This window comes from Methylobacterium sp. NPDC080182, from assembly GCF_050281105.1.
GTDB lineage: Bacteria > Pseudomonadota > Alphaproteobacteria > Rhizobiales > Beijerinckiaceae > Methylobacterium.
Window position 1 is genome coordinate 154,492 of the sequence record NZ_JBNNWO010000004.1, and the last position, 23,459, is coordinate 177,950.

A 23,459-nucleotide genomic window follows, 5' to 3' on the forward strand; every position below is an offset into this window, starting at 1 on the left:
GGCGAGAGACTCTTGAGGTGGCACGGTGCCCGGCGAGCCCGCAATCCGAAGCCATGCCGCGGCATGGCGTTTCCGCGCCGGCGTGGCCCGTCTGCAACGGTCCCGCGTCTGCGGCCTAGCCTCCGGAATAGGCGGGCAATCGCGGCGACGATATGTCCAAATCCTTTCCAGGACGTGGCGACGGCGACGCGCGCTCAGGTTGTCCCCGCGTTGCATCACCATCCCATGCCGGCGAAAATGCGCTACAGGCCTGTTCCGCACCTCACCCGACCGGAGCCGGACGCACCGACCATGCCCGCAGACCCGACCCCGTCGCTCTACGCGACCGGCCGCACGATCCGCCGCCTGCGGGCGGAGATCGAGGCCGCGACGGGCCTCGCCTTCGGTCCGGCGCGCCCCGGCGCCGTCGGCGCGACCTGGGGCGCGGGGAGCCTCGCCGGGCGCCTGCTGGCGCTGACGGGGCGGCGCCGGCTCGTGGTCGCGCCCGGGCCGCTCCTGAGCCCCTACGACTCGCCGGAGTCCGGCTTCGCATCCCTGCGGATCACCCTCGACGGGGCGCCTCTCGGCGGGGAGGGCGGCGTCCATTACCTCGACCCCTGGACCGGGGCGCCGATCGACCGCGCGACCTGCGCCGAGCGGGTGGCGTGGCTCGCCACGCGCTTTGCCGAGAACGACCGGCGGGTGGTCTATGTCGGGATGTCGCGCTGGAAGCGGCCCGCCCTCGACGTCCTGGGCGCGGGCCCCGCCGGACGGCCGATCCACACCATGACCACCGAGGCCGCGATCGCCGCGGGACAGCGCCACGGCGGCCGCCTCCTCGCCTGGGCGACGCGGGCGCCCGGTCAGCTCGAGGAAGCCTGCGCGCGGGCCGGCCTGCCGCTGGCCCGCGTGGAGGACGGGTTCCTACGCTCCGTGGGGCTCGGCGCCAGCCTGCAGCCCGGCGCCTCCATCGTGGTGGACGACCTCGGCATCTACTACGACCCGCGCCGGGAGAGCCGCCTGCATCGGCTGCTCGCCGAGGCCGACTTCACCCCGGACCTCGTCGCCCGGGCGCGGCGCCTGCGCGAGGAGGTCGTGGCGCGCCGGCTCAGCAAGTACAATGTCGGCCTCGACGCCGCCGCGCTCGACTGGCCGGCCGGCCGGCGGATCGTCCTCGTGCCCGGCCAGGTGGAGGACGACGCCTCGGTGCGCCACGGCTCGCCGCTGGTCCGCTCGAACCGGGCGCTGCTGGAGGCGGCGCGGCGGCGCAACCCGGACGCGTTCCTGCTCTACAAGCCGCATCCCGACGTGGAGGCCGGGTTCCGTCCCGGCATCATCCCGGAGGCGGAGGCCCTGACCCTGGCCGACCGGATCGTGGGCGGCATCAGCATCGTCGACCTCCTCGACCGGGTGCATCACGTCGAGACCATGACGTCCCTCGCCGGGTTCGAGGCCCTGATCCGCGGCCTCACCGTGGCGACCCACGGCCGGCCGTTCTACTCCGGCTGGGGCCTGTCGGAGGATCTCGCGCCGGGCGCCGACCGCGGCCGCCGGCTGAGCCTCGATGAGCTGGTGGCCGGCGCCATGATCCTCTACGCGCGGTACCTCGACCCGGTGGCGATGAAGCCGTGCACGCCGGAACAGCTCCTCGACCGCCTCAGCGCGGCCCGGGCGGCGGCGCCGCGCAACGCCCTCTCCCTCGGCCGGACGGCCCACCTCGTGATGCGTGCCCGCTACGGCCTCCTCAATCCCGTCGTGCGGGCCCTGCGCAGCCGGCGCGGCGTCGGCCGCGAGGCCGGCGGCGGACCGCGCTAAGGCGCGGCGCGCGGCGCGAATCCGGTTCCGCGAGACCCTGATGTGACACCAAAGCGATAGCACGCGCTGCTAGAGTCCGCCCGCAACCGCCCGCCCCGGGACCGTTTCCGATCATTCCGGATCAGGAACGGCTCGCAAGCCCTTGCTCCCGCGCGCTGTTTCCTGCCGGACCGGATGCCGGCGGCGAGCAGGCCCGCCCCACGCCGAGTGCCCGTGTCTTGACGACGTTCCTCATCGCCACCGGTCTCGCGCTCGCCGTGTGCCTCGCCCTAGAGGTGTTCGCGGGCGACTCGATCACGCGGGCGAGCCTCGCGCCGCGGGATCTCGGCCTGCGGCTGCTCGGCTACCTGCTGATCCTGCTGTTCTGGTTCGAGTTCTCCTGGCGGCCCTGGCTCGCGGGGCTGACCTGCGTGATCACCGTGGCGATCCTGATCGTCGTCAGCCGCGCGAAGCGCTCGGTGATCGGCGAGCCGCTGCTGTTCAGCGATTTCGCCCTGCTGCCCCAGGTGCCGCGGCATCCGCAGCTCTACTACATCCCGCCCCTGTGGGACCCGCGCATCGCCGTGCCGGTCCTGCTCACCGCGGCGTTCACCGCGCTGTGGTACTGGATCGAGCCGAGCGTGCTGCCCGCCGCGACCCTGCCGCGGGTGCTGGCGATACTCGGCCTCCCGCTCGCGCTCTGGCTGCTGGTCAAGGCCGCCCCGCGGCCGCCGCTCGCCCGACTGATCGCCCGCTGGTTCCCCGAGCCCGACCTGGAGGCCGACGTGACCCGGGTCGGCCTCCCGGCGAGCCTCCTCGGCTACACCGCCCGCGCGATGGCGGGCGGCGTGCCGGTGCCCGCGGCGCCGGCGCTGCCGGAGGGCCCGGGCGACGATGTCGTCGTGGTGATCCAGCTCGAATCCTTCGTCGATCCGGAGCGGCTCGGCGGCGCGAAACTGCCGGCGATGGACCTGTTCCGAACCCGGGCCGCGCAGTACGGGCGCCTGCGGGTTCCGGCGCACGGCGCCTACACGATGCGCAGCGAGCACGCGGTGCTCACAGGCCGTCCGTCCGAGAGCCTCGGCTTCGGCCGCTACGACCCCTACACGTCCCGCAGCGGCGACGAGCCGACGAGCCTCGCCCGGCTCGCCGGGAGTCGGGGCTACGGGACCCTGTTCCTGCACCCGTTCCACCGCGACTTCTTCCGCCGGGCGCGGGTGATGGAGGCCTTCGGCTTCGCCGATCTCGTGATGGGCGAGGCGTTCGCGGAGGCGCCGCGCGTCGGGCCCTATGTCGGGGACGTCGCCCTCGGCGCGCGCCTCCTCGTGGAAGTCCGGGCCCGGCGCGCGCCGCTGTTCCTGTTCTGCGTGACCATGGAGAACCACGGCCCCTGGAAGCCCGGGCGGCTGCCGGGCATCGACGATCCGCAGGCGCAGTACCTCCATCACGTCGCCAATACCGGGCGGATGGTCGAGGATCTCGTCGCGGGCCTGGACGCCGTCGCCCGCGAGCGCGGCCAGACCATCACGCTCTGCGTGTTCGGCGACCACGCACCGTCGCTGCCGAGCTGCAAGCCGGGCTTCGGCGGGCGGACGACCGAGTACGCCCTGTTCCGCTTCGGCCGCCGGCAGGCGGTCCCGCGCCGCGCCGACATCGCCGCCGACGAGCTCGGTCGGGCGCTCCGCGGGGCCCTCGCGACGGCACCTGCGGACATCGCCGCGGGGACATGATACGGTTAAGCTTGCGCGGCATAAGCGTGGCCGTGCCACGCTGGTGACGCATTGCCCGCGGATAGCGCGACCGTCCGCACGGCGGCCGCCGCACCGGCGCGGTCGTTAAAGCGATCGCAGCGTTTGGCGGTCAAACTGGGTATCCCGGCCCGGGCCAGCGATGGCGCGGGCTCGGCGAGGAGAAATCTTTGTGATGCTGCGTAAGACGGCGTGCACCGCCCTGATGGCCGCCCTCGCGGCTGGATCTGCCGGCGGCTGCACGTACATGCCCGCGGCGGGTCCGACGGCGAGCGCGATCCAGGCCGGGGCCGAGGTCGCCACGGCCGACGGCGGGATCCTTGCCCGCTACGAGATCATCGACGTCACCCCCTCCGTGGTCGAGGCCCTGCGCGGCCGCCCCCTCGACAGCCTGCTCGCCTCCTTCGGCGACCATCGCCCCTCCTCCGAGCCGGTCATCGGCATCGGCGACATGGTCTCGGTCTCCGTCTGGGAAGCCGGGTCCGGCGGCCTGTTCTCCGGACCCCTCGTCGCCGACCGCTTCTCCGCCGGATCCAAGTCCGCCCTCATCCCCGAGCAGCCCGTCGGGCGCGACGGCGCCATCTCGGTGCCCTATGCCGGCCGCATCAAGGTCGCCGGCCGCCGCACCCAGGACGTCCAGGCGCTCATCGAGAACGAACTCGCCGGCAAGGCCATCCAGCCCCAGGTGCTGGTCTCGGTCACCCGCCCGATCTCCCAGGCCGTCACCGTCACCGGCGAGGGCGCCGCCGGCGCCCGCCTGCCGCTCTCGGGCCACGGCGACCGCATCCTCGACGTCATCGCCGCCGCCGGCGGCAACCGCGCGCCGGTCAACGAGACCTTCGTGCGGCTCTCGCGCGGGCCGGTGACCGCGACCGTGCCGCTGACCACGGTGGTGTCGAACCCGCGTGAGAACATCTACCTGCGGCCCAACGACGTGCTGACGCTCGTGCGCGACCCGCAGACCTTCATCGCGGTGGGCGCGCTGGGCAACAGCACCGAGCTGCCGTTCCAGGCCGACGGCATCACGCTGGCGCAGGCGCTGGCCAAGGCGCGCGGCCTGTCGGACTTCGCCGCCGACCCGGCCGGGACGTTCATCTTCCGGTTCGAGCCGGCCAGCGTCGTGCGCCGGCTCAGCCCCGGCTCGAAGCTTCTGGGCACGCCTCTGGTGCCGGTGGTCTACCGGATCGACATGCGCGACCCCAACAGCCTGTTCGTGTCCCAGGCGTTCCGGATGCGCAACCGCGACCTGATCTACGTATCGAACGCCCCCTTCACCGAGGTCCAGAAGGTCCTCACCGCCTTCAACGGCGTCACGGGCCCCGTCTCCTCGGCCGCCCTGGCCTATTCCTACGCCAAATAAGGCGGCGCAGCGCGACGCGGGCACCCACCCCACCGCGCGACGGACGCGCGCGTCGCGCCGACCCGGCCGATGCGCGCGTCCGACCGAGACCGCGGAGACCGGTTGCCCGAATGCCGAAGGGGGCGCGGATGTGATCCGCGCCCCCTACTTCGTAACGCTCTCGGGGAACCGGGGCTCCCGGCCCCGGCCGGGCTCAGACGCGCTTCGCCAGCAGTTGCTCGATCAGCGAGCCGCCCTTGTCGATGGCGGCGAGCTCCTCCGCCACCGCGTTCACGGTGTCGCGGATCTGGTCGGGGGTGTGCTCGGAGGTGAGGAAGAAGCGCAGGCGCGAGGCCCGCTCCGGCACGGCCGGGTGGATGATCGGCTGCACGTTGATGCCCCGGCGGAACAGCCGGTCCGACAGCGTCACCGCCTTCAGCGAGTCGCCGACGATGATCGGCACGACCGCGAGGCCGAGGCTGAAGCCGGTGTCGAGGCCGAGCTTCTTGGCGGTGGCCAGGAACAGGGTGCCGTTCTGGCGCAGGCGCTCGACCCGCTCCGGCTCGGCGTGCATCACCGCGAGGGCCGCCTCGGCGGCGGCCGCGAGCGGCGGCGACATGCCGACGCTGTACACGAAGCCGCCGGCGGTGTGCTTCAGGTACTCGATCAGCGCGATCGGGCCGCAGATGTAGCCGCCGCAGGTGGACAGCGTCTTCGACAGCGTGCCCATCCAGATGTCGACCTCGCGGGGGTCGACACCGCAATGCTCGAACAGGCCGGCGCCGGTGCGGCCGGTGACGCCGAGGCCGTGCGCCTCGTCGACCATCAGCCACGCGTCGTAGCGCTTCTTGAGGGCCACGAGCCCGGCGAGGTCCGGCGCGTCGCCGTCCATGCTGTAGAGGCCCTCGACCACGATCAGCGCCCGGCGATGCTCGTGGCGGGTCGACTGGAGCAGGGTCTCCAGGGCGTCGAGGTCGTTATGCGCGAAGGAGCGGCGCTGGGCGCCCGACAGCTGGGCGCCGGTGACGATGCTGTTGTGGGACAGCGCGTCGTGGAAGATCACGTCGCCGGCTTCCAGCAGGGCGCCGATGGTCGTGACGTTGGTGGCGTGGCCGCTCACCATCACGATGCAGCCCTCGGACTGGTAGTGCTTGGCCAGCGCCTGCTCGAGGCTGATGTGTCCGGGCCGCTCGCCCGCCACCACGCGGCTCGCCGACGCGGAGGTGCCGTAGGCCTCGATCGCCTCCCGGGCGGCGTTGCTCACCCGCGGATGACCGTTCAGGCCGAGGTAATCGTAGGACGAGAAGTTGGTGAAGCTCTTCTGGTCGATCCGCGTCGTGGCCCCGGCCTTGGCGTCGTGGACGCGGAAGAACGGGTTGCCCAGGCCGATCAGCTCGGCCGCCTGGCGCTGGAGCTTCAGCTCGCGGTAGCCCGGCAGGTTCTCGAAGTTCTGCGCCGCCGACTTGCCGGCGGGAGAGGCCGTCTTGACGGGGGCCGGGCGCGGCGTGGCGCGCCCGAGCCGGTTGGTCACGAAGCCGGCGAGCGCCGCGCGCCCGCCGTCCGGCCGTGCCGTGTCGGTCATGAGTTGGTCTCTTTGATCTCGCTGGACGTCTGCTCGATGAGTTCCTTGAGAGGCGCGAGGATCTGCGCATCGACCTCACCGCCGACATGCTTCGAGACGAGGCTCATCGCGACGCCGGCCGTCTCGTCCATGGGCGCGGAAACCGCCTGAATTAAGGACTCCGACAGCTCGTTGACGGTCATGCCCGACGAAAGTCCGGCGGGCGGCGCGTCGAGGGCGAAGCGCTCCTGCAGGCTGGCGCCGAGCTCGACGCCCATCAGCGAGTCGAGGCCGATCTCCGAGAGCTGGCGCACGCGGCTGATGTCGTCCTTCGGCAGCCGCAGGATGCGGGCGATGTCCTCGACGATCGCGTCCGACACGGTCTTGCGGACCGCGTCGAGGTCGCCGCCCTTGAGCAGCGACGCGATGTTGATCGCCTGGACGCCGCCGGCCTCGGCCTGCTGATCCGAGCCGAGTTCGGCGTAGCTCGGCGAGCGCATGGTGGCGAGACGCTCGCGCGCCTTGCCCCAGTGCATCGCCGCGATGGCGATGACCGCCTCGTCGGGGGACGTGCCCTGGCTGCCCAGCGCCTCGGCCATCAGGTCGAGGCAGCGGCGGGCCTCCATCGGCGTGACGCCGACGCGGCCGGCGAGGCCTTCCATGACCGCCTTGTTGCGGGCGAGCATGCCGACATCGCCGATGGCGCCCCAGGCCACGGCCAGCGCGGGCAGGCCGCGGCGGCGGCGCTGGCGCGCGAGTCCCTCCATGAAGCCGTTGGCGGCCACGTAGGACCCCTGGCCCGGGTTGCCGATGAAGGTCGTCGCCGAGGAGAATAGGACGAAGTAGTCGAGGCTCCGGTCGCGGGTGGCGGCGTCCAGGTGCTGGGCGCCGATCACCTTGGGGCCGATCACCGCGTCGAGCGCCGCGGCGTCGATGTTGGAGATCAGGCCGTCCTGGAGAACCGCCGCGGCGTGCAGCACGCCCGCGAGTTTCCTGCCGCCCTGCTCGATCCCGGCGATAAGCCGGTCCACCGAGGCGCGGCTCGTGATGTCGACGGCCTTCGCCTCGACGGTCACGCCCCGCGCGGTGAGCTCCGCGACGATGGCCTTGGCCTCGTCGGTGGCCGCGCCCTTGCGGCCCGCGAGCACGAGGTGCTTGGCACCCCGGTCGATCAGCCAGCGCGCCGCCTCCAGGCCGAAGCCGCCGAGGCCGCCGGTCAGCAGGTGGACGCCCTCGGCCGAGACCGTGAACGGCCGGGCCGTGTCCTTCATGATCGTGCCGGCCTTCGGCGGGCTGATCACGATCTTCCCGATATGGCCGGACTGCTGCATCAGCCGGAACGCGTCCGAGGTCTCGGCCGCCGTGAAGGGCTGGTACGGCAGGGGCTTGAGGCCGCCGTCGTTGAACAGGGCCATGACCTCGCGGAACATCCGCGCGCCGTCGTCGCCCTGGTGCTGGATCACTTGGTCGAGGTCGACGCCGAAGTAGCTGAGGTTCCGCCGGAACGGGCGCAGGCCGATATGGGTGTTGGCGACGTAGTCGCGCTTGCCCAGCTCGACGAAGCGGCCGAACGGCCGGAGGGCGTTGAGCGAGCGCTCCATCGCCTCGCCGAACAGGCTGTTCAGCACGATGTCGACGCCGTCGCCGGTGATCGCTCGGACCTCGTCCACGAAGGCCAGGGAGCGGGAATCGAGCACGTGCTCGGCGCCCAGCGCCTTCACGAGGGCCCGCTTCTCGCGGGAGCCGGCCGTGGCGATGACCCGCGCGCCCTTGAGCTTGACGATCTGCAGCGCCGCCAGCCCGACGCCGCCCGCGCCGCCGTGGACCAGCACCCATTCGCCGCGCCGCATCCGGGCGCAGGAGACGAGGCCGTAATAGGCGGTGAGGAAGGCCACCGGCACGGTGGCGGCCGCCATCGGGTCGAGGCCGTGCGGCATCGGCGCGACGACGAGGTCCGGCACAACGATGTGAGTCGCAAAGCCCGACTGCGCGAAGGCGACGACCGGGTCACCGACCTTGAAGCCCTTCACGCCCGGGCCGACGGCGGTGACGCGACCGGCACACTCGAGGCCGAGGCGGGGGCCGGCGAAGCCGTCCTCCAGGATCTCCTCGGGGAGCATCGAGAGCGCCCAGAGAACGTCGCGGAAGTTGAGGCCGGTGGCCTCGACCGCGATCTCCATCTCGCCCTTGCCGGGAGCGCGGCGCTCGGCCGGCCCCCAGACCATCTCGCTCAAGCCGCCGGTGTTGCTGCGCTCCAGGCGCGCGGCCTCGGCCGGGACGGCGTCGGCCGGATCCCGGTGCTGCGGCCGGCCGGCGTGGAAGCGCACGACCTGGGTCCGCTCGTCGTCCAGCACGATCTCGGTCTCCGGGGTGCCGGAGAGGATGAGGTCGCGCAGGCGCTCGGAGGCGCGCTTCGACGACATCTCGGGGGAGAGGTCGATGCGGCGGACGTCGAGGTTCGGGGCTTCGTTGGCGAGCGTGCGGGAGAAGGCCCACACGCCCGCCTCGATGTTGGTGGTCTGGCCGCCGCGGTCGCGGGTCGCGCCAGGCGCTACGACCCAGAGCTTGGTCTGACGGGATCCCAGGTGCTCGGTGCAGCGCTTCAGGCTGAGGCAGCGGTCGCGCAGGCGCTCGGACGCCTCGCCGCCGCGGGTGAAGGCGCCGGCCAGGAACACCACCGTGTCGGGGGTCTCCTTCTCCAGCTCCATCAGGGAGGTCTCGGAGTCGAGGATGATCGAGACGTGCACGCCGCCCGCGACCAGCAGGGTCGCCAGGGAGGATGCGGTCTCGGCCGCGAACTCGTCGTCCGAGCCGATGATGAAGGCGAAGCTCTGCGCCGGGGCCGGGCCCGGACGCACCGGCGCCTCGGCCGTCAGCAGCAGGTCGTCGCCGTTGGCGGAGGCGGCCCGCTCGACCTCGACCTTGACCAGGCCGTGGGCGCTCAGGATGCGCTGCCAGCCCTCGATGTCCTCGAGCCGGCCCACGGGCAGGCCGCCCGCGGCCTCCTCGAACCAGCCGGCCGTCAGTCCGAACACGAGGTCGCGGAACAGAGAGGCGCCCGGCTCCACGGCCACCAGCAGGCCGCCGGTGGCGAGCGCCCCGGCGAGCTGGCCCGGAAGGGCCCGTTCGCCGCGATGCAGGCTGCCCGACGCCAGGATCAGGTCGAAGCTGCCGGGCGCGAGCTCCTCGGCGGTCTCGACCACGGCGGCGGCACGGCCGAGCGACAGGCGGGCGCGCTCGGCGAGCCGGCGGTCGGTTTCGAAGACGGTGAGCCGGGCCTCGGCGGCGGACGCGAAGGTCGCGGTCTGGGCCGAGAGCGGGCCGAAGCCGACCTGCAGGACCCGCAGCGCCCGCTCCTTCGGGAGCTGGGCACGGCTCCGCTCGATCAGGCCGGCGACCACGTCGGCGCCGTGGCGCGCGGTGGCCGAGCGCAGCACGAAGGCGTCGATCGCCCCCTGCGGCAGGGACGGCGCGTCGGTGAGCGTGCCGGCGAGCAGCCGGTCGACCAGGGCGCCGACATCGGCGATCAGCACCAGCTCGGCCGAGAGGTCCGGATGGTCGCCGGCGATCCAGCGCATGATCTCGTCGGGCGCCGGCAAGGCGGAGCCGTCGCCCAGCGTCCAGTTCTGGCCCGCGCGCTCGGCGAGGCCGCTGCTCTCCAGGGCGTAGAGGGCGTTCAGCAGCCAGGGGCGCAGGGCCTCCGGCACACGGCTGTCAGTGACCGAGACGGTCTCCCCCTGCGCCAGCCCGGAGGCGAGGCGGTAGGCGAGCGAGGTCGCCCAGCCCTCCAGCAGGAGGTGGCCCGGCGACAGGGCGGCGTCGGACGGCCCCTTCGACTCGGCGGCGAGCGGGCGCAGACGCGCGGCCACGCTCGGGCGGCGCTCCATCGGGATCGCGGTCGGCTCGGTGGCGAGCTCCGGCACCTGCGAGATCGCGAAGGTCGAGAGGTCGCCGCCGCTCTTGGCGCGCAGGGCCTGGAACCGGCCCTCGCGGATCGTGGCGATGACCGCGCCCTCGGCGTCGAGGAGCGTGAAGTCGGCCAGGATCGAGCGCTCGTTGCAGCGGCGGGTGCGGATGATCGAGCGGGCGATCACCGCGCCGGGGCGCAGCATACGGACCTCGCCGAAGCGCACCGGGATGTAGGCCTTGCCGCCGTTCTCGCCGAGCAGGTCGGCGAACAGCAGGATCAGCCCGTGGAAGCACGCGTCGAGCCGGTTCGGCACCAGGCCGTAGCGGGTGTCGGGCTCGGCCGGCAGCAGGTCGGAGACGATCATGGCGTCGTCGAGCCGCGCGCTCATCGCCACCTGCTGGAAGCTCGGGCCGAAGCCGAGCCCGGAGGCGAGGGCCTTGGCGTAGAGCGCGTCGCCGGTGAGCACGTGGTCGCCCGCGGTCTCGAAGCTGAAGCCGTCGAGATCCGGTGTCTTCGGGGCCGAGAAGGTGCCCTCGACGATCTTGGCCTGGGCGTGCAGCTGCCAGGGGGTCTGGGTCAGGCGGGGCCGGCTCAGCACCTGGATGCCGTTGCCGGAGCCCCACAGGCGCACCGCGACCTCGCGCAGGGCGTCCTCGGCGAACACCATCGGCGCCACGATCTCGAAGTCGGCCAGCACGACCTCGTCGTCGCGCAGGGCCTCGCGAACGCAGGCCAGGGCCATCTCGACGAAGCCGGCGCCCGGCATGATCACCTGGCCGTCGACCTTGTGATCCTCCAGTTCCGGCACGGTCACCGGGTCGACGAAGCCGTTCCACTCCAGCCCGTCGAAGGTCGTGCGCGACCCGATCAGCGGGTGATAGGGGCGGGGGCTCATCGCGCCGACGCCCTCGGTGGTGTCGGCGAGGCGGAACGGGCGGCGCTGCCACGGGTAGGAGGGCAGGCGGACGTCGCCCTTCGGCGCGTCGCCGAACAGCAGCGTCTCGTCGACCTGCGCGCCCTGGACGAGGGCGGCGCTGACCGCCTTGGCGATCGGGTCGCCGCCGGAGGCCTTGCGGTGCATCACGCCGACCGTGGCGGTCTCGATGCCCAGCGGCTCGACCGCGTCGCCGACGTGCGACATGAGGGTGGCGCGCGGGCCGACCTCGACGAACACGCGGGCGCCGCGGCGGGTGGCGTCCTGCACGGCCTCGCAGAAGCGCACCGGCTCGCGGATGTTGCGCCACCAGTAGCCGGCGCCGAGATTCTCGCCGCCCAGCACCGAGCCGGTCACGGTCGAGACCATCGCGGTGGTGCCGGTCCGCGACTTGAGGCCCGCGAGATCGCGCAGCAGCGGCTTCTCGGTCGGGTCCATCAGCCGTCCGTGGAAGGCGTAGGCGAGGTCGAGCTTGCGGCCGCGACGGCGCTTGCGCGACAGGGCCTTGATGGCGGCGTCGATGTCGGCCACCGGCCCGGCGACCGTGACGGCCTTGGGGCTGTTGTAGGCGGCGATGTCGAGAGTCGGGTAATCCTTGAGGAAGGACTCGACCTCCTCGGACGGCATCAGCAGCACCGCCATGGTGCCCTGGCCGTGCGTCGTCTCCTGGTGGTGGCTGCGGTAGTAGATGACCCGGACCGCGTCCTCCAGGCTGAGGATCCCGGCGGCCTCGGCGGCCGCGATCTCACCGACGCTGTGGCCGAGGACGTAGGACGGGATCAGACCCTTCGCCTTGAGCGCGGCCGTCGAGGCGCTCTCGATGGCGAAGATCAGCGGCTGCGAGACGCTGGTCAGCGCGAGGCGCTCGTCGAGGTCGTCGGCGTAGAGCGCGTCCTTCAGCGACCAGTCCGAGTAGGCCCGGAACAGGGTGTCGATCCGGTCGAAGGTCGCGCGGAAGGTCGCGTTCTCCTCGTAGGCCTCGCGGCCCATGCCGGCCCACTGGCTGCCGTTGCCGGAATAGATGAACGCCACCTCGGCGACGCGGTCGACCGCGGTGCCGGTGAAGGCGTCCTGCGTGTCCTCGCCCTCGCCGACGGCGCGCAGCGCCGCGGCGACGTCGGTCTTGCCGTCGAGCGCGACGGCGAGGCGGGCGGGCATGCGCTCGCGGCGATGCGCCACCGCGGCCGCAACGGTCGCGACCTGCTCGGGGGCGGCCTCGAGGCGCTCGGCGTAGTCGAGGGCGAGCTCGTTCAGCGCCGCCCGGCTCTGGGCCGAGAGCAGCAGCACCTGGGCCTGGGGCTCCGCGGTCGCGGCGGCGGGCTTCGCCCAGGCGGGCGCGTCGGTGATGACGACGTGGGCGTTGGTGCCGCCGAAGCCGAAGGAGTTGACGCCGGCGAAGCGCTCGCGCGAGCCGCGGCCGATCTTCAGCGGCGCGCGCACGACGTCCAGGTTGAGCTCGCCGAAGGGGATCTCGGGATTGAGTTCGGCCGCGTGCAGCGACGGCGGGACGAGATCGTGCTCGAGCGCCAGAGTCGCCTTCATCAGGCCGGCGAGGCCGGAGACCGGCTCGGTGTGGCCAATATTGGTCTTGATCGAGCCGATCGGCAGCGGCGCCTGCCGGCCGCGGCCGAGCTTCGAGCCGATGGCCGAGGCCTCGATCGGGTCGCCCACCGGCGTGCCGGTGCCGTGCGCCTCCATGAAGGCGAGGTCGTCGAGGCGGATCTCGGCCTCGCGGTAGACCTTCTCCAGCAGGGCGCCCTGGGCGTAGCCCGAGGGGAGGGAGATGCCGGTGGTCCGCCCGTCGGAGTTGATGCCGGAGGCGGCGACGACCGCGCGCACGGTGGCGCCGTTGCGCCGCGCGGCCTCGGCCGACTGCAGCACGAACACCACGCCGCCCTCGGAGCGCACGTAGCCGTCGGCGTTCTTGGAGAACGCCTGGCACAGGCCGGTGCGCGAGAGCATCTGCGCGGTGGAGAAGCAGATGAAGTTGAACGGGCTCGCCAGCACGTTCACGCCGGCGACGACCGCGGTGTCCACGCGGCCGGACCGGATCGCCTGCACGGCGTTGTCGAAGGCGACGAGCGAGGACGAGCAGGCCGTGTCGACCGTGAAGCTCGGGCCCTTGAGGTCGAAGATGTAGGAGATGCGGTTCGAGATGATCGAGAGCGTGTTGCCGGTCGCCGCGTAAGCGTCGCCCGACGGCGCGTCGAGGATGCGCAGGTTGCCGTAATCGAGGGACGAGGCGCCGACGAACACGCCGATATTGCTGCCGGCCACGCTCGACGGGCGCAGGCCCGCGTCCTCGAGGGCTTCCCAGGTCAGCTCGAGCAGCATCCGCTGCTGCGGATCCATCTGCTCGGCCTCGCGGGGCGAGATGCCGAAGACCGACGGGTCGAACGACCAGACGTCGTCGATGACACCGGCCGCCCAGGTGTAGCTCTTGCCGCGCTCATGGGCGCGCGGATGGGCGAACCGCTCCAGGGAGAACCGGTCGGCCGGCACCTTGCTGACGGCGCAGCGCCCTTCGGACAGGAGTGACCAGAGCCCATCCACGCTGGGGGCCCCGGGCAGTCGGCATGCGCGTCCGACGATCGCAATGTCTGTACGTTGTGTCACGTTCGGTTCGCACACGCTCGTTATCGGAAGTCGGCTCGGCTCTCGACGAGTGAGTACCCTCTCACCCCTTACTGTGGCACCATTGCGGTGTCCAACCAGCCCTAACGCGAGGTCATCCCCGCGTGGCAAAATTGCCAGAGGCTGTGACATGTATTCATCAGAAGCTTATCCAATTCCTACGGTCAAAACGCCAAGTTTGAACCGCCGGACCGGCTGCCGAGACGCGGGCTCGATCACGAGAAAGCCACAGTTGCGCCTCCGCGGACGCCGCCCGTCTAGCGGCATCGATGCCGATTCCGGAAGAAATCTTCGCGATGTCGCGCAGGTCCCGCACAGGAATCCGGGCTCGAAGGCCGGCGCGGTGATGATCAAGACCCGATCCGGGCGACGCTCTCCTTGGTTCGTCCGACGCCGCAATAGGTGAAACCGTGGCGCGCGGCGCTCGCGGGGTCGTAGATGTTGCGCAGGTCGATCAGCACGGGAGCCGCCTCACCGGACGACATGGCCTGACGCAGTCGGTCGAGGTCGAGGGCCCGGAACGCGTTCCACTCGGTGACGATCACCACCGCGTCGGCGCCCTCGGCGCAGGCGTAGGCGTTCTCGGCGTAATCCACAGCCGGCATCAGGATCCGAGCCTGCTCCATGCCCTCGGGATCGTAGGCGCGGATTACGGCGCCGGCGTCCTGCAGGCCCGCCACGATCGCCAGCGCGGGCGCGTCGCGCATGTCGTCGGTGTTCGGCTTGAAGGTCAGGCCGAGGAGGGCGATCGTCTTGCCCCGCACCGACCCGCCGCAGGCCTTGATCACCTTGCGCGCCATCGCGCGCTTGCGCTGGTCGTTGACCGCCACCACCGTCTCGACCAGCCGCAGCGGCGTGCCCGCGTCCTGCGCGGTCTTGACCAGGGCCAGCGTGTCCTTGGGGAAGCACGAGCCGCCGTAGCCCGGCCCGGCGTGCAGGAACTTCGACCCGATCCGGTTGTCCAGGCCGATGCCGCGCGCCACCGCCTGCACGTCCGCGCCCACCGCCTCGCACAGGTCCGCCACCTCGTTGATGAACGTGATCTTCGCCGCGAGGAACGCGTTCGCCGCGTACTTGGTCAGCTCGGCCGTCCGGCGCGAGGTGACCATGATCGGCGCCTGGTTGAGGTAGAGCGGCCGGTAGACCTCGCGCATCACAGCCTCGGCCCGGGCCTCCTCGGCGCCGACGACGATGCGGTCGGGGCGCTTGAAGTCGGCGATGGCCGCGCCCTCGCGCAGGAACTCGGGATTCGAGGCGACCGCGAACTGCGCCTCGGGGTTGGTCTCGCGGATGATGCGCTCGACCTCGTCGCCGGTGCCCACCGGAACGGTCGACTTGGTCACAACCACGGTGAAGCCGGACAGGGACCCGGCGATCTCCCGGGCGGCATCGAACACGTAGCTCAGGTCGGCGAAGCCGTCGCCGCGGCGGGAGGGCGTGCCCACCGCGATGAAGACCGCGTCCGCCTCGGCCACGGCGTCCCGCATGGTCGCGCGGAAGGCGAGCCGGCCCTGGCGGACGTTCTCGGCGACCAGGACGTCGAGTCCCGGCTCGTAGATCGGCATGCGGCCGGCGTTCAGGCTGGCGATCTTGTCGGGATCCCGGTCGATGCACACGACCGTGTGGCCGAAATCGGCCAGGCAGGCGCCGGAGACCAGGCCGACATATCCGGCCCCAATCATCGCAATCCGCATCGGGCCCTCCCGGCAGCTCGCCCTCAGCTTGCTGCGATGCAACATGATCCGGGCCGCGTGAGGATGCAACCCGGGCCAGCCTGGATCTGCTCCAGTCTGTCACGGGAATGCAACACCCGCGAAGGATGACTGTAGTTTGACAGCGGGTCCCGGAGCGCCCCCCATCGGCCGCCGATCCGCGCGGCGAGCCTCCGCGACGGCGCGCGGGCGGCTTCGCAGCGCGGGCGGCTTCCTGTAGAAGCGCCCCCGCCCGACGGGGAGGCCCGGATCCGCCCCCGAGGACCCGACCCAAGGATCGGCGAAGGACCGCGATGACCGAATTGCCCAACGTGCACGTGCGTGCCGAGGTCCTGGCCCAGGCGCTGCCCCACATGCAGCGCTACGACCAGGAGATCGTCGTCATCAAGTACGGCGGCCACGCCATGGGCGACCGGGCCGCGGCCGAGGACTTCGCCGAGGACATCGTCCTGCTGGAGCAGTCCGGCCTGAAGCCGATCGTCGTGCACGGCGGCGGACCGCAGATCGGCAAGATGCTCGACCGGCTCGGCATCCAGTCCGAGTTCCGCGGCGGCCTGCGCGTCACCGACGAGGCCACCGTCGAGGTGGTCGAGATGGTCCTGGCCGGCCTGATCAACAAGCAGATCGTCGGCTGGATCTCGGCCGAGGGCGGCAGGGCGGTCGGCCTGTGCGGCAAGGACGGCAACATGGTCCGGGCCAAGCGGGCGATGAAGACCGTCGTCGATCCCGAGAGCCGCGTGGAGCAGACCGTCGATCTGGGCCTCGTCGGCGAGCCGGACCACGTCGAGCGCGGCGTCCTCGACGCGGTGCTCAAGGCCGAGCTGATCCCGGTCCTGGCGCCGGTCGCCTACGGGGCGGACGGGCAGACCTACAACGTGAACGCCGACACCTTCGCGGGGGCGATCGCCGGGGCGCTCCGGGCCAAGCGCCTGCTGCTGCTCACCGACGTGCCGGGCGTCCTCGACAAGGACAAGAAGCTGATCCCGGAACTCACCGTGGAGGATTGCCGGCGCCTGATCGCCGACGGCACCATCACGGGCGGGATGATCCCGAAGATCGAGACCTGCATGTACGCGATCGAGCGCGGCGTCGAGGCGGTCGTCATCCTCGACGGCAAGGTCAACCACGCCGTGCTGCTCGAGCTGTTCACCGATTACGGTGCCGGCACCCTGATCCGTCGCGGCTGAGATCCGGACCGCCCGCGCACCGTGCCGGATCCCAGCGCGGCGCGCGGGCGCAACCTCCGCGCGCCCAGCGCATTGTCGTACCCCGCCCGCCCCGGAGGGGCCGGCCCAGCAAGGCCCGGGCAAGGTACCGGCAAGCACCGAACTTGCGAGCTTGACCGTTCCAGTCCAGATTCCGGGGCAACAGCAACCTGAGGGGTTCCGGTGCACCACCCCGACAAGGCCCAGTTCACCACGCCCGCGGCGCGCGGCTTCGCCGATGTCGACACCTGGGTGTTCGACCTCGACAACACGCTCTACCCGAGCGACGCGGCGGTCTGGCCGAAGGTCGACGAGCGCATCACCCTGTACGTGATGCAGCTCTACGGGCTCGACGGGATCTCGGCCCGAGCCCTGCAGAAGTACTTCTACCACCGCTACGGAACGACGCTGTCAGCGCTGATGGTCGAGTCGCGGGTCGATCCCCACGACTTCCTCGATTTCGCGCACGACATCGACCATTCGTCGATCAAGCTCGACAAGAGCCTCGGCGACGCGATCGAGCGGCTGCCCGGGCGCAAGCTGATCCTGACCAACGGGTCGCGCCGGCACGCCGAGAACGTTGCCGCCAAGCTCGGCATCCTCGACCATTTCGAGGACGTGTTCGACATCGCCGCCGCCGACTTCGTGCCGAAGCCGGAGCGCACGACCTACGAGCGGTTCCTGGAGAAGCACGCCGTCGAACCGACCCGCGCCGCCCTGTTCGAGGACATCGCCCGCAACCTCGCGGTGCCGCACGACCTCGGCATGGCGACCGTGCTGGTGGTGCCGAAGGTCACCGATCCCTACCGCGAGGCCTTCGAGCAGGAGGCGGTGCGCGAGCCGCATATCGACCACATCACGGACGATCTCGCCGCCTTCCTCTCTGCCTGCGTGCTGCCCGAAGTACGATCCGCATCCGGGGAGCGCCGCTGACGCGAGGCCGGAGCGCTTCACGGGCGGCGCGCATCGAGCCCTGATCCCAAGTCGACCGACGATCCGCCGCGCCGGCAGCACCGCGGACCGATCGCGGCGGCAACCCAATCGACAAGCCGGCGACGATCCTGTAGAGAGCCGCCCAACTCACAACAGGATCGCCGAAATCCTGGCGCCGATCGCCCATGAGGGGCGGAACGGCGCGACGGCCGGAGCTATGCCATGAACATCATCGAGCAGCTGGAGCGCGAGGAAGTCGCGCGCCTCGCCAAGACCATCCCGGATTTCGAGCCGGGCGATACGCTCATCGTCAACGTCCGCGTGAAGGAAGGCGAGCGCACCCGCGTCCAGGCCTACGAGGGCGTCTGCATCGCCCGCTCGGGCGGCGGCCTCAACGAGAGCTTCACGGTCCGCAAGATCTCCTACGGTGAGGGTGTAGAGCGCGTCTTCCCGGTCCATTCCCCGATGATCGACTCGATCAAGGTGGCCCGCCGCGGCAAGGTGCGCCGCGCCAAGCTGTACTACCTGCGCGACCGGCGCGGTAAGTCGGCCCGCATCGTCGAGCGCACCGACCGTTACAAGGCCAAGGACACCCCGGCCCAGGCGCCGGCTGCCGCGGAGTAAGCTGTCCGATTCGCTCCGCAGGCCGGAGCGATCGCCCCGTTTCAGACCGGTCCGACTCAGCCGGGCCGGTTTTTTCGTGGCCGACAGGTCCGTCCAGTCGGCCGATAGCGCGCCTCAGGCAGCCCGGATCCCGTCGAGGAGCCGGTGGATCTCGGCGGAGAGCTGATCGGACCTGCGCGACAGGTCGATCGCGGCGCCGAGGACCTGCTCGGCCGCCTCGCCCGTCGCCTCGGCGCCCTGCGAGACCTCGGCGATGTTGCCGGTGACGGCCTCCGTGCCGGCCGCCGCGCGCGCGACGCTGCGCACGATCTCCTCGGTGGTCGCGCCCTGCTGCTCGATCGCGGCCGCGACGGACGCGGCGAGCGTGCTGACCTCGCCCACACTACGGCCGATCCCGTGGATCGCCTCCACGGCCTGCCGGGTCGAGGCCTGGACCGCGCCGATCCGCGCGGCGATCTCCTCGGTCGCGGCCGCGGTCTGCTCGGCCAGCGCCTTGACCTCGCCCGCCACGATGGCGAAGCCCCGGCCCGCCTCGCCGGCCCGCGCCGCCTCGATCGTGGCGTTGAGGGCGAGGAGGGTGGTCTGACGGGCGATGCCCGCGATCATGCTGGCGACGGACCCGATCCGCTCGGCCCCGTCGGCGAGATCGCCCACGAGGGCGTCCGTGCGCCGCGCCTCGGTCGCCGCCCGCGCGGTCTTGGCCGAGGATTGCGCCATCCGTCCGGAGATCTCCTGGATGGTGATCGCCATCTCCTCGGTGGCCGCGGCGACGCTCTGCACGCTCCCGGCGGTCTCCTGCGCGGCCCCGGCGACGCGCGTCGCCCGGGCACTCGTGCGCGACGCCGTCCGCGCCATCGCCTCGGCGGTCGCCTGCATCTCCGTGGCGGCCGCGGAGACGCCCGTCATCAGCGCCCCGGCCCGGGCCTCGAACGCCTGGGTGAGCGCGTCGAGGGTCTGCGCATGCCGGACCTTGGCCTCAGCTTCGCGCGCGACCGCCCGGTCCGTCTCGGCCTTGGCGACCAGCGCCTGCCGGAACACTTCGACGGTCCGGGCCATCTGACCGATCTCGTCCGTCCGCTCGAGTCCCGGTATCGGCTCCGCGCCGTCGCCCCGGGCGAGCGCCTGCATCCGGCGACCGAGGCGGTCGAGCGGGCGCGTGATGCCGCGCCCGATCAGGACGGAGCCGATCACCCCGAGCGCGCCGACCCCGAGCAGAAGGCCGATCGCCGCGAGGGCGAGCGCCTGGAAGGCGGCCCCGATGTCGTCGGTGTAGGTCCCGGCCGCGATCATGATGTCCCAGGGCTCGAACCTGACGGCGAGCGTCGTCTTCGGAGACAGGCCTTCGTGCCCCGGCCGGGGGTAGAGATAGCTCAGCGTCGCCGTGTCGGAGGTCTTCAGCCGTTCGATCAGCGTTCCGGCCGCACGAACGCCGTTGACCCGGGTCTCCAGCTGGTTGCTGCCGACGAGACGGCGATCGGGGACCGCCAGGACCGTGCCGTCCATCGCGTAGATGGCGACGTAGTTGGTGCCGTTATCGAATCGCATGGCCATGGCGGTCTCGGCCAGCTCCACCAGGGCCGCCTCACGGGACAGGGCGCCGCTCCTGACCCGGCTCTCGAGACTTTGCGCATAGGTGGTGAACAACTCCGTGACCGTGCGCAGGGACTTCAGCCGCCCCGACAGCATCTCTTGGTAATACATGCGCAGTCCGATGACACCGATGACCGATATAAGCAGACCTATCAAGGAAATCTGCGTCATCATCCGACGTGATAGATTTTTACTCAAAAATCGTCTTATCATAATACGTTCCGCGAGATCGACAAACTCGTCGATGCTGCGGTGTGGCCTGATAAATCTGAGCCCGCATGTCAACGTAATCTCGCAGATCTGGATCGAGATCTGAAAGACACGCGGTTCAGGCGCGCAGGGCGGCCGAGGAAGCGGTCACTCGCGACGCGGGCTGCGCCGGCGGCAGGAGCGGGCCGTCAGTAGGCGAGCAGAACCTGAGATCCTGCCCGCGGCGCGGGGCTACGCCCGACCAGCCCGAATGACCGGGATCGAATCGCTCCCTTGCACGCACCGCTGGGGCACGATGGGGATGACGTCATCGGCGGATCGGAGTGGCGCCGCGGCCCGACGGAACGGCGCGGAGACGGCGCGATCGGGAGCGGGACAGGCGTCTAGCCGATCCGCGCGGTCACCTCGATCTCGACGCGCATCTCGGGGCGCAGGAGGCCCGCCACGACCACGATCGTGGCGGCGGGCCGGACGTCCGCCAGCACCCGCCCGCAGACGGCCAGCACGGCCTCGGCATCGTCCCGGTCGGTGACGTAGTAGGTGGCGCGCAGGACGCCGGCGAGGCCGGTTCCGGCCTCGGCAAGGACCGAACGGATCGTGCGCCAGCAGGCCTCGGCCTGCGCGGCGGCGCCGTCGGGCATCGTCATCGTGGCGTAGTCGTAGCCGGTCGTCCCGGACAGGTAGACGGTGTCGCCGTCGACCACCGCCCGGGAGTAGCCGTAATCCCGCTCGAACGGGGACCCCGACGTGATCAGCCGCCGGCTCATCCGCCGCGCAGGGCCTCCAGAACCTTGCCGCCGGCGCGGCCCGTGGGCGTCATGCCGAGCCGGCGCTCGACGTCCTTGATGGCGTCGCGCGTCTTCTGGCCGACCTTACCGTCCGGCTCGCCGACGTCGTAGCCGCGGGCGGCCAGCCGGGTCTGGAGGTCGCGGCGCTCGGCCCGCGACAGGGGCGGGTCGTCGGTCGGCCAGGCGGCCTGGACGCCGGGCCGGCCGCGCAGCCGGTCGGACAGGACCGCGATGGCGAGGCCGTAGGATTCGGCGGCGTTGTACGAGTAGATCGCGTCGAAGTTCCGGGTCACCAGGAAGGCCGGTCCGTCGATGCCGGCGGGCGCCAGGATCCCGGCCGGGCCCTCGCCCGAGAGCGGGCGCCCGTCCGCGCGGGTGACGCCGAGCGACGCCCAGTGGGCGACCGGCTTCTTGTTCTTGCGCCCGGCGGCGCCGACGTTGAAGCCGCGGGGCAGCTTCACCTCGTAGCCCCAGACCTGACCGTTCTGCCACTTGGCGACGCGCAGGAAGTTGGCGGTGGAGGCGACGGCGTCGGCCACGGAGTCGACCACGTCGCGCCGGCCGTCGCCGTCGCCGTCCACGGCGAGTCGCTGATAGGTCGTCGGCATGAACTGGGTCTGGCCGAAGGCGCCCGCCCAGGAGCCGGTCAGCCGCTCCGGCGCGATGTCGCCGCGCTCGATGATCCGCAGGGTGGCGATCAGCTCGCCGCGGAAGAAGTCCCGACGGCGGTTGTTCGAGCAGGCGAGCGTCGCCAGCGACTGCACCAGCGGCATCTTGCCGAGGTTCTTGCCGAAATTCGACTCGACGCCCCAGACCGCCGCGATCGTGTAGCGGTCCACCCCGTAGCGCGACTCGGCCTGGGCGAGCGCCGCCGCGTTTTGGCGCATGGCCGCGCGCCCGTCCTCGACCCGCTCGTCGTCGACGAGCGCCGCCATGTAGTCCCAGATCGGCGTCTTGAACTCGGGCTGCGCCTGGGACAGCTCGATCACCTTGTCGTCGTAGCCGATGCCGCTCGTGGCGGCCCGGAAGGTCTGCGCCGAGACGCCCGCCGCTGCCGCCTGCGACTGGATGCCGGCGAGGCAGCTGTCGAAATCGGCCCGCGCCGGCAGGCTCGCCAGGGGCAGGACCGCGATGCCGGCGAGCAGCCCGAGCGCGCGCGCCGTCCTCGGTCCCGTCGGGTGCTTCGGCATGCTGACGATCCTCACGATGCGGAACGGAGTCTGGGCGCGGATTCAGGCGACATGTGGGTTAACGAACGGTGAGGAAACCCGCCTCGTCTTGACCCTGCGGCCTACCAACCGGTAGGTTGGCACCGTACTGGCGCATCGCCGGTCGGGTCAACGAACAGGGAGACGGGACGCGTGATGAAGGACTGGAATCAGTACGGCGCCGAGCTCGTCAGCACGCTCGGGCGCATCGGTGCGGTGAGCCCGGACCTCCTCAAGGCCCACGACCAGCTCGCCGCGGCGGCCCCGACCGAGCGCAAGCTGGACGCGAAGACCCGCGAGTTGATCGCCCTCGCGGTCGCGGTCACGACCCGGTGCGACGGCTGCATCGCGGTGCATTCCGACGCCGCCCGCAAGGCCGGCGCGAGCAAGGAGGAGGTCGTGGAGGCGCTGGGCGTGGCGGTGGCACTGAACGCCGGCGCCGCCCTGGTCTACACCGCCCGCGCCTTCGAGGCGTTCACCGGCGAGTCCGGCTGAGCCGACCGGGATAGGGCCATGTCCGGTTCGCCGGGCCCGGGGCTCGCCTTCAGGACGGCGCGCCGGCCCGGTCTCGGCTGCCCAGGCGGTCCAGATACGCGCAGAGCATATCGGCCAGGGCGTCCGCGAAGGTCGCCATGGCCGCCTCGGTCCGGACCACCTCCGAGATGCGCTCGCCGACCTCGCCGAGCGTCATCGCGATGATCTCGCCCGCGACCGCCAGGTCCGTCTCGCGCGCCGCGGGAAGCGCCGCGCGCAGGAAGTCGCGGAAGGCCTGCGAGCCGGCCAGCTGCGGCTCCGCGGCCTCGGGCGCGTCGCGATAGGCCGGGGCGGCCGCGTCGAGGGCCCGGCGCATCGCGGCCTCCGCGCATTCCGAACGCACGAAGGCGTGGACGGCGGCGCGCAGGCGCTCGCCGGGCGCGCAAGCGGGATCCGTCAGGATGCCGGCGAGGAGGGCGCTCGTGTCCCGCCACTCGTCGCTCTGGAGCTGGAACAGGATCGCCGCCTTGTTGGGGAAGTACTGGTAGAGCGAGCCGATGCTGACGCCGGCGCGCTCGGCGACCCGCGCCGTCGTGAACCGCGCCGCGCCGACCTCCGCCAGAACCTGAGCGGCGGCCTCCAGAACGGCCGCGACGAGGTCGCTGGAACGCGCCTGCCGGGGCTGCTTTCGCCTGGAGATTCCGAGACTTGGCCGGTCGGGCATGGGGCGGGGCTCGGAACGCGAATAGGCGCGGGCAGGGGGCGCCGGTACTCTGCGTCGTGTTCAGTTGAACGCGCAAGACGGAAAGCAACGCG

14 protein-coding genes are annotated in these 23,459 nt (G+C 71.7%); 7 read left to right on the plus strand and 7 right to left on the minus strand.

Translation table 11 applies throughout. The features are described from left to right. Positions 1 to 291: 291 nt before the first annotated feature. From ACQKQD_RS09375 to ACQKQD_RS09385, 3 genes are all read left to right on the plus strand, one after another. Entirely contained in the window at positions 292 to 1,794 is a 1,503-nt protein-coding gene (locus tag ACQKQD_RS09375) for a capsular biosynthesis protein (protein WP_427508179.1), read from the plus strand. A 218-nt stretch (positions 1,795 to 2,012) separates the two neighbouring features. After that, positions 2,013 to 3,503, plus strand: coding sequence for an LTA synthase family protein (locus ACQKQD_RS09380; RefSeq protein ID WP_427508180.1), 1,491 nt, complete (start codon positions 2,013 to 2,015; stop codon positions 3,501 to 3,503). Positions 3,504 to 3,696: 193 nt separating this feature from the next. Next, the gene (locus ACQKQD_RS09385; RefSeq protein WP_234081000.1) at positions 3,697 to 4,881 is read left to right on the plus strand and encodes a polysaccharide biosynthesis/export family protein; all 1,185 of its coding nucleotides are present in this window, start codon (positions 3,697 to 3,699) and stop codon (positions 4,879 to 4,881) included. A gap of 193 nt (positions 4,882 to 5,074) precedes the next feature. Here ACQKQD_RS09385 and ACQKQD_RS09390 read toward each other — a convergent pair whose 3' ends face one another. The 3 genes from ACQKQD_RS09390 to ACQKQD_RS09400 all read right to left on the minus strand — a co-directional run bounded on the left by ACQKQD_RS09390 (position 5,075) and on the right by ACQKQD_RS09400 (position 15,593). After that, positions 5,075 to 6,442, minus strand: coding sequence for an aminotransferase class I/II-fold pyridoxal phosphate-dependent enzyme (locus ACQKQD_RS09390; protein ID WP_427508181.1), 1,368 nt, complete (start codon positions 6,440 to 6,442; stop codon positions 5,075 to 5,077). Continuing rightward, positions 6,439 to 13,881 (minus strand): SDR family NAD(P)-dependent oxidoreductase, encoded by a 7,443-nt coding sequence (locus tag ACQKQD_RS09395; RefSeq protein WP_427508182.1) that lies wholly within the window; start codon positions 13,879 to 13,881, stop codon positions 6,439 to 6,441. Before ACQKQD_RS09395 ends, ACQKQD_RS09390 begins: the two co-directional genes overlap by 4 nt. Positions 13,882 to 14,249: 368 nt before the next feature. Then, a complete protein-coding gene (locus ACQKQD_RS09400; RefSeq protein WP_103986052.1) occupies positions 14,250 to 15,593 on the minus strand; it encodes a UDP-glucose dehydrogenase family protein in 1,344 nt (447 codons plus the stop codon). Positions 15,594 to 15,904: 311 nt separating this feature from the next. Here ACQKQD_RS09400 and argB point away from each other — a divergent pair, with 311 nt between their 5' ends. The 3 genes from argB (at position 15,905) to rplS (ending at position 18,373) form a co-directional block, all read left to right on the plus strand. Beyond that, a complete protein-coding gene (argB, locus tag ACQKQD_RS09405) occupies positions 15,905 to 16,798 on the plus strand; it encodes an acetylglutamate kinase (protein ID WP_020095286.1) in 894 nt (297 codons plus the stop codon). A 201-nt stretch (positions 16,799 to 16,999) separates the two neighbouring features. Beyond that, positions 17,000 to 17,749, plus strand: coding sequence for a pyrimidine 5'-nucleotidase (locus tag ACQKQD_RS09410; RefSeq protein ID WP_042672461.1), 750 nt, complete (start codon positions 17,000 to 17,002; stop codon positions 17,747 to 17,749). Between the two features lie 222 nt (positions 17,750 to 17,971). After that, entirely contained in the window at positions 17,972 to 18,373 is a 402-nt protein-coding gene (gene rplS / locus ACQKQD_RS09415; RefSeq protein WP_091683176.1) for a 50S ribosomal protein L19, read from the plus strand. A gap of 114 nt (positions 18,374 to 18,487) precedes the next feature. Here the strand turns inward: rplS and ACQKQD_RS09420 are convergent, their stop codons facing one another. The 3 genes from ACQKQD_RS09420 to ACQKQD_RS09430 all read right to left on the minus strand — a co-directional run bounded on the left by ACQKQD_RS09420 (position 18,488) and on the right by ACQKQD_RS09430 (position 22,151). After that, positions 18,488 to 20,074 (minus strand): methyl-accepting chemotaxis protein, encoded by a 1,587-nt coding sequence (locus ACQKQD_RS09420; protein ID WP_427508183.1) that lies wholly within the window; start codon positions 20,072 to 20,074, stop codon positions 18,488 to 18,490. Between the two features lie 482 nt (positions 20,075 to 20,556). After that, on the minus strand, positions 20,557 to 20,940 hold the full coding sequence (locus tag ACQKQD_RS09425; protein ID WP_091980913.1) for a RidA family protein: 384 nt from the start codon (positions 20,938 to 20,940) through the stop codon (positions 20,557 to 20,559). After that, positions 20,937 to 22,151: a lytic murein transglycosylase gene (locus ACQKQD_RS09430; RefSeq protein WP_020095291.1), complete on the minus strand. Its 1,215-nt coding sequence runs from the start codon at positions 22,149 to 22,151 to the stop codon at positions 20,937 to 20,939. Before ACQKQD_RS09430 ends, ACQKQD_RS09425 begins: the two co-directional genes overlap by 4 nt. A gap of 171 nt (positions 22,152 to 22,322) precedes the next feature. Between ACQKQD_RS09430 and ACQKQD_RS09435 the strand changes: the two genes are divergently transcribed. After that, entirely contained in the window at positions 22,323 to 22,664 is a 342-nt protein-coding gene (locus ACQKQD_RS09435; RefSeq protein WP_020095292.1) for a carboxymuconolactone decarboxylase family protein, read from the plus strand. A 49-nt stretch (positions 22,665 to 22,713) separates the two neighbouring features. Here the strand turns inward: ACQKQD_RS09435 and ACQKQD_RS09440 are convergent, their stop codons facing one another. Continuing rightward, positions 22,714 to 23,367 carry a TetR family transcriptional regulator gene (locus ACQKQD_RS09440; protein ID WP_427508184.1) on the minus strand — a complete coding sequence of 218 codons (654 nt, stop codon included), beginning with the start codon at positions 23,365 to 23,367 and terminating at the stop codon, positions 22,714 to 22,716. Positions 23,368 to 23,459 lie beyond the last annotated feature (92 nt).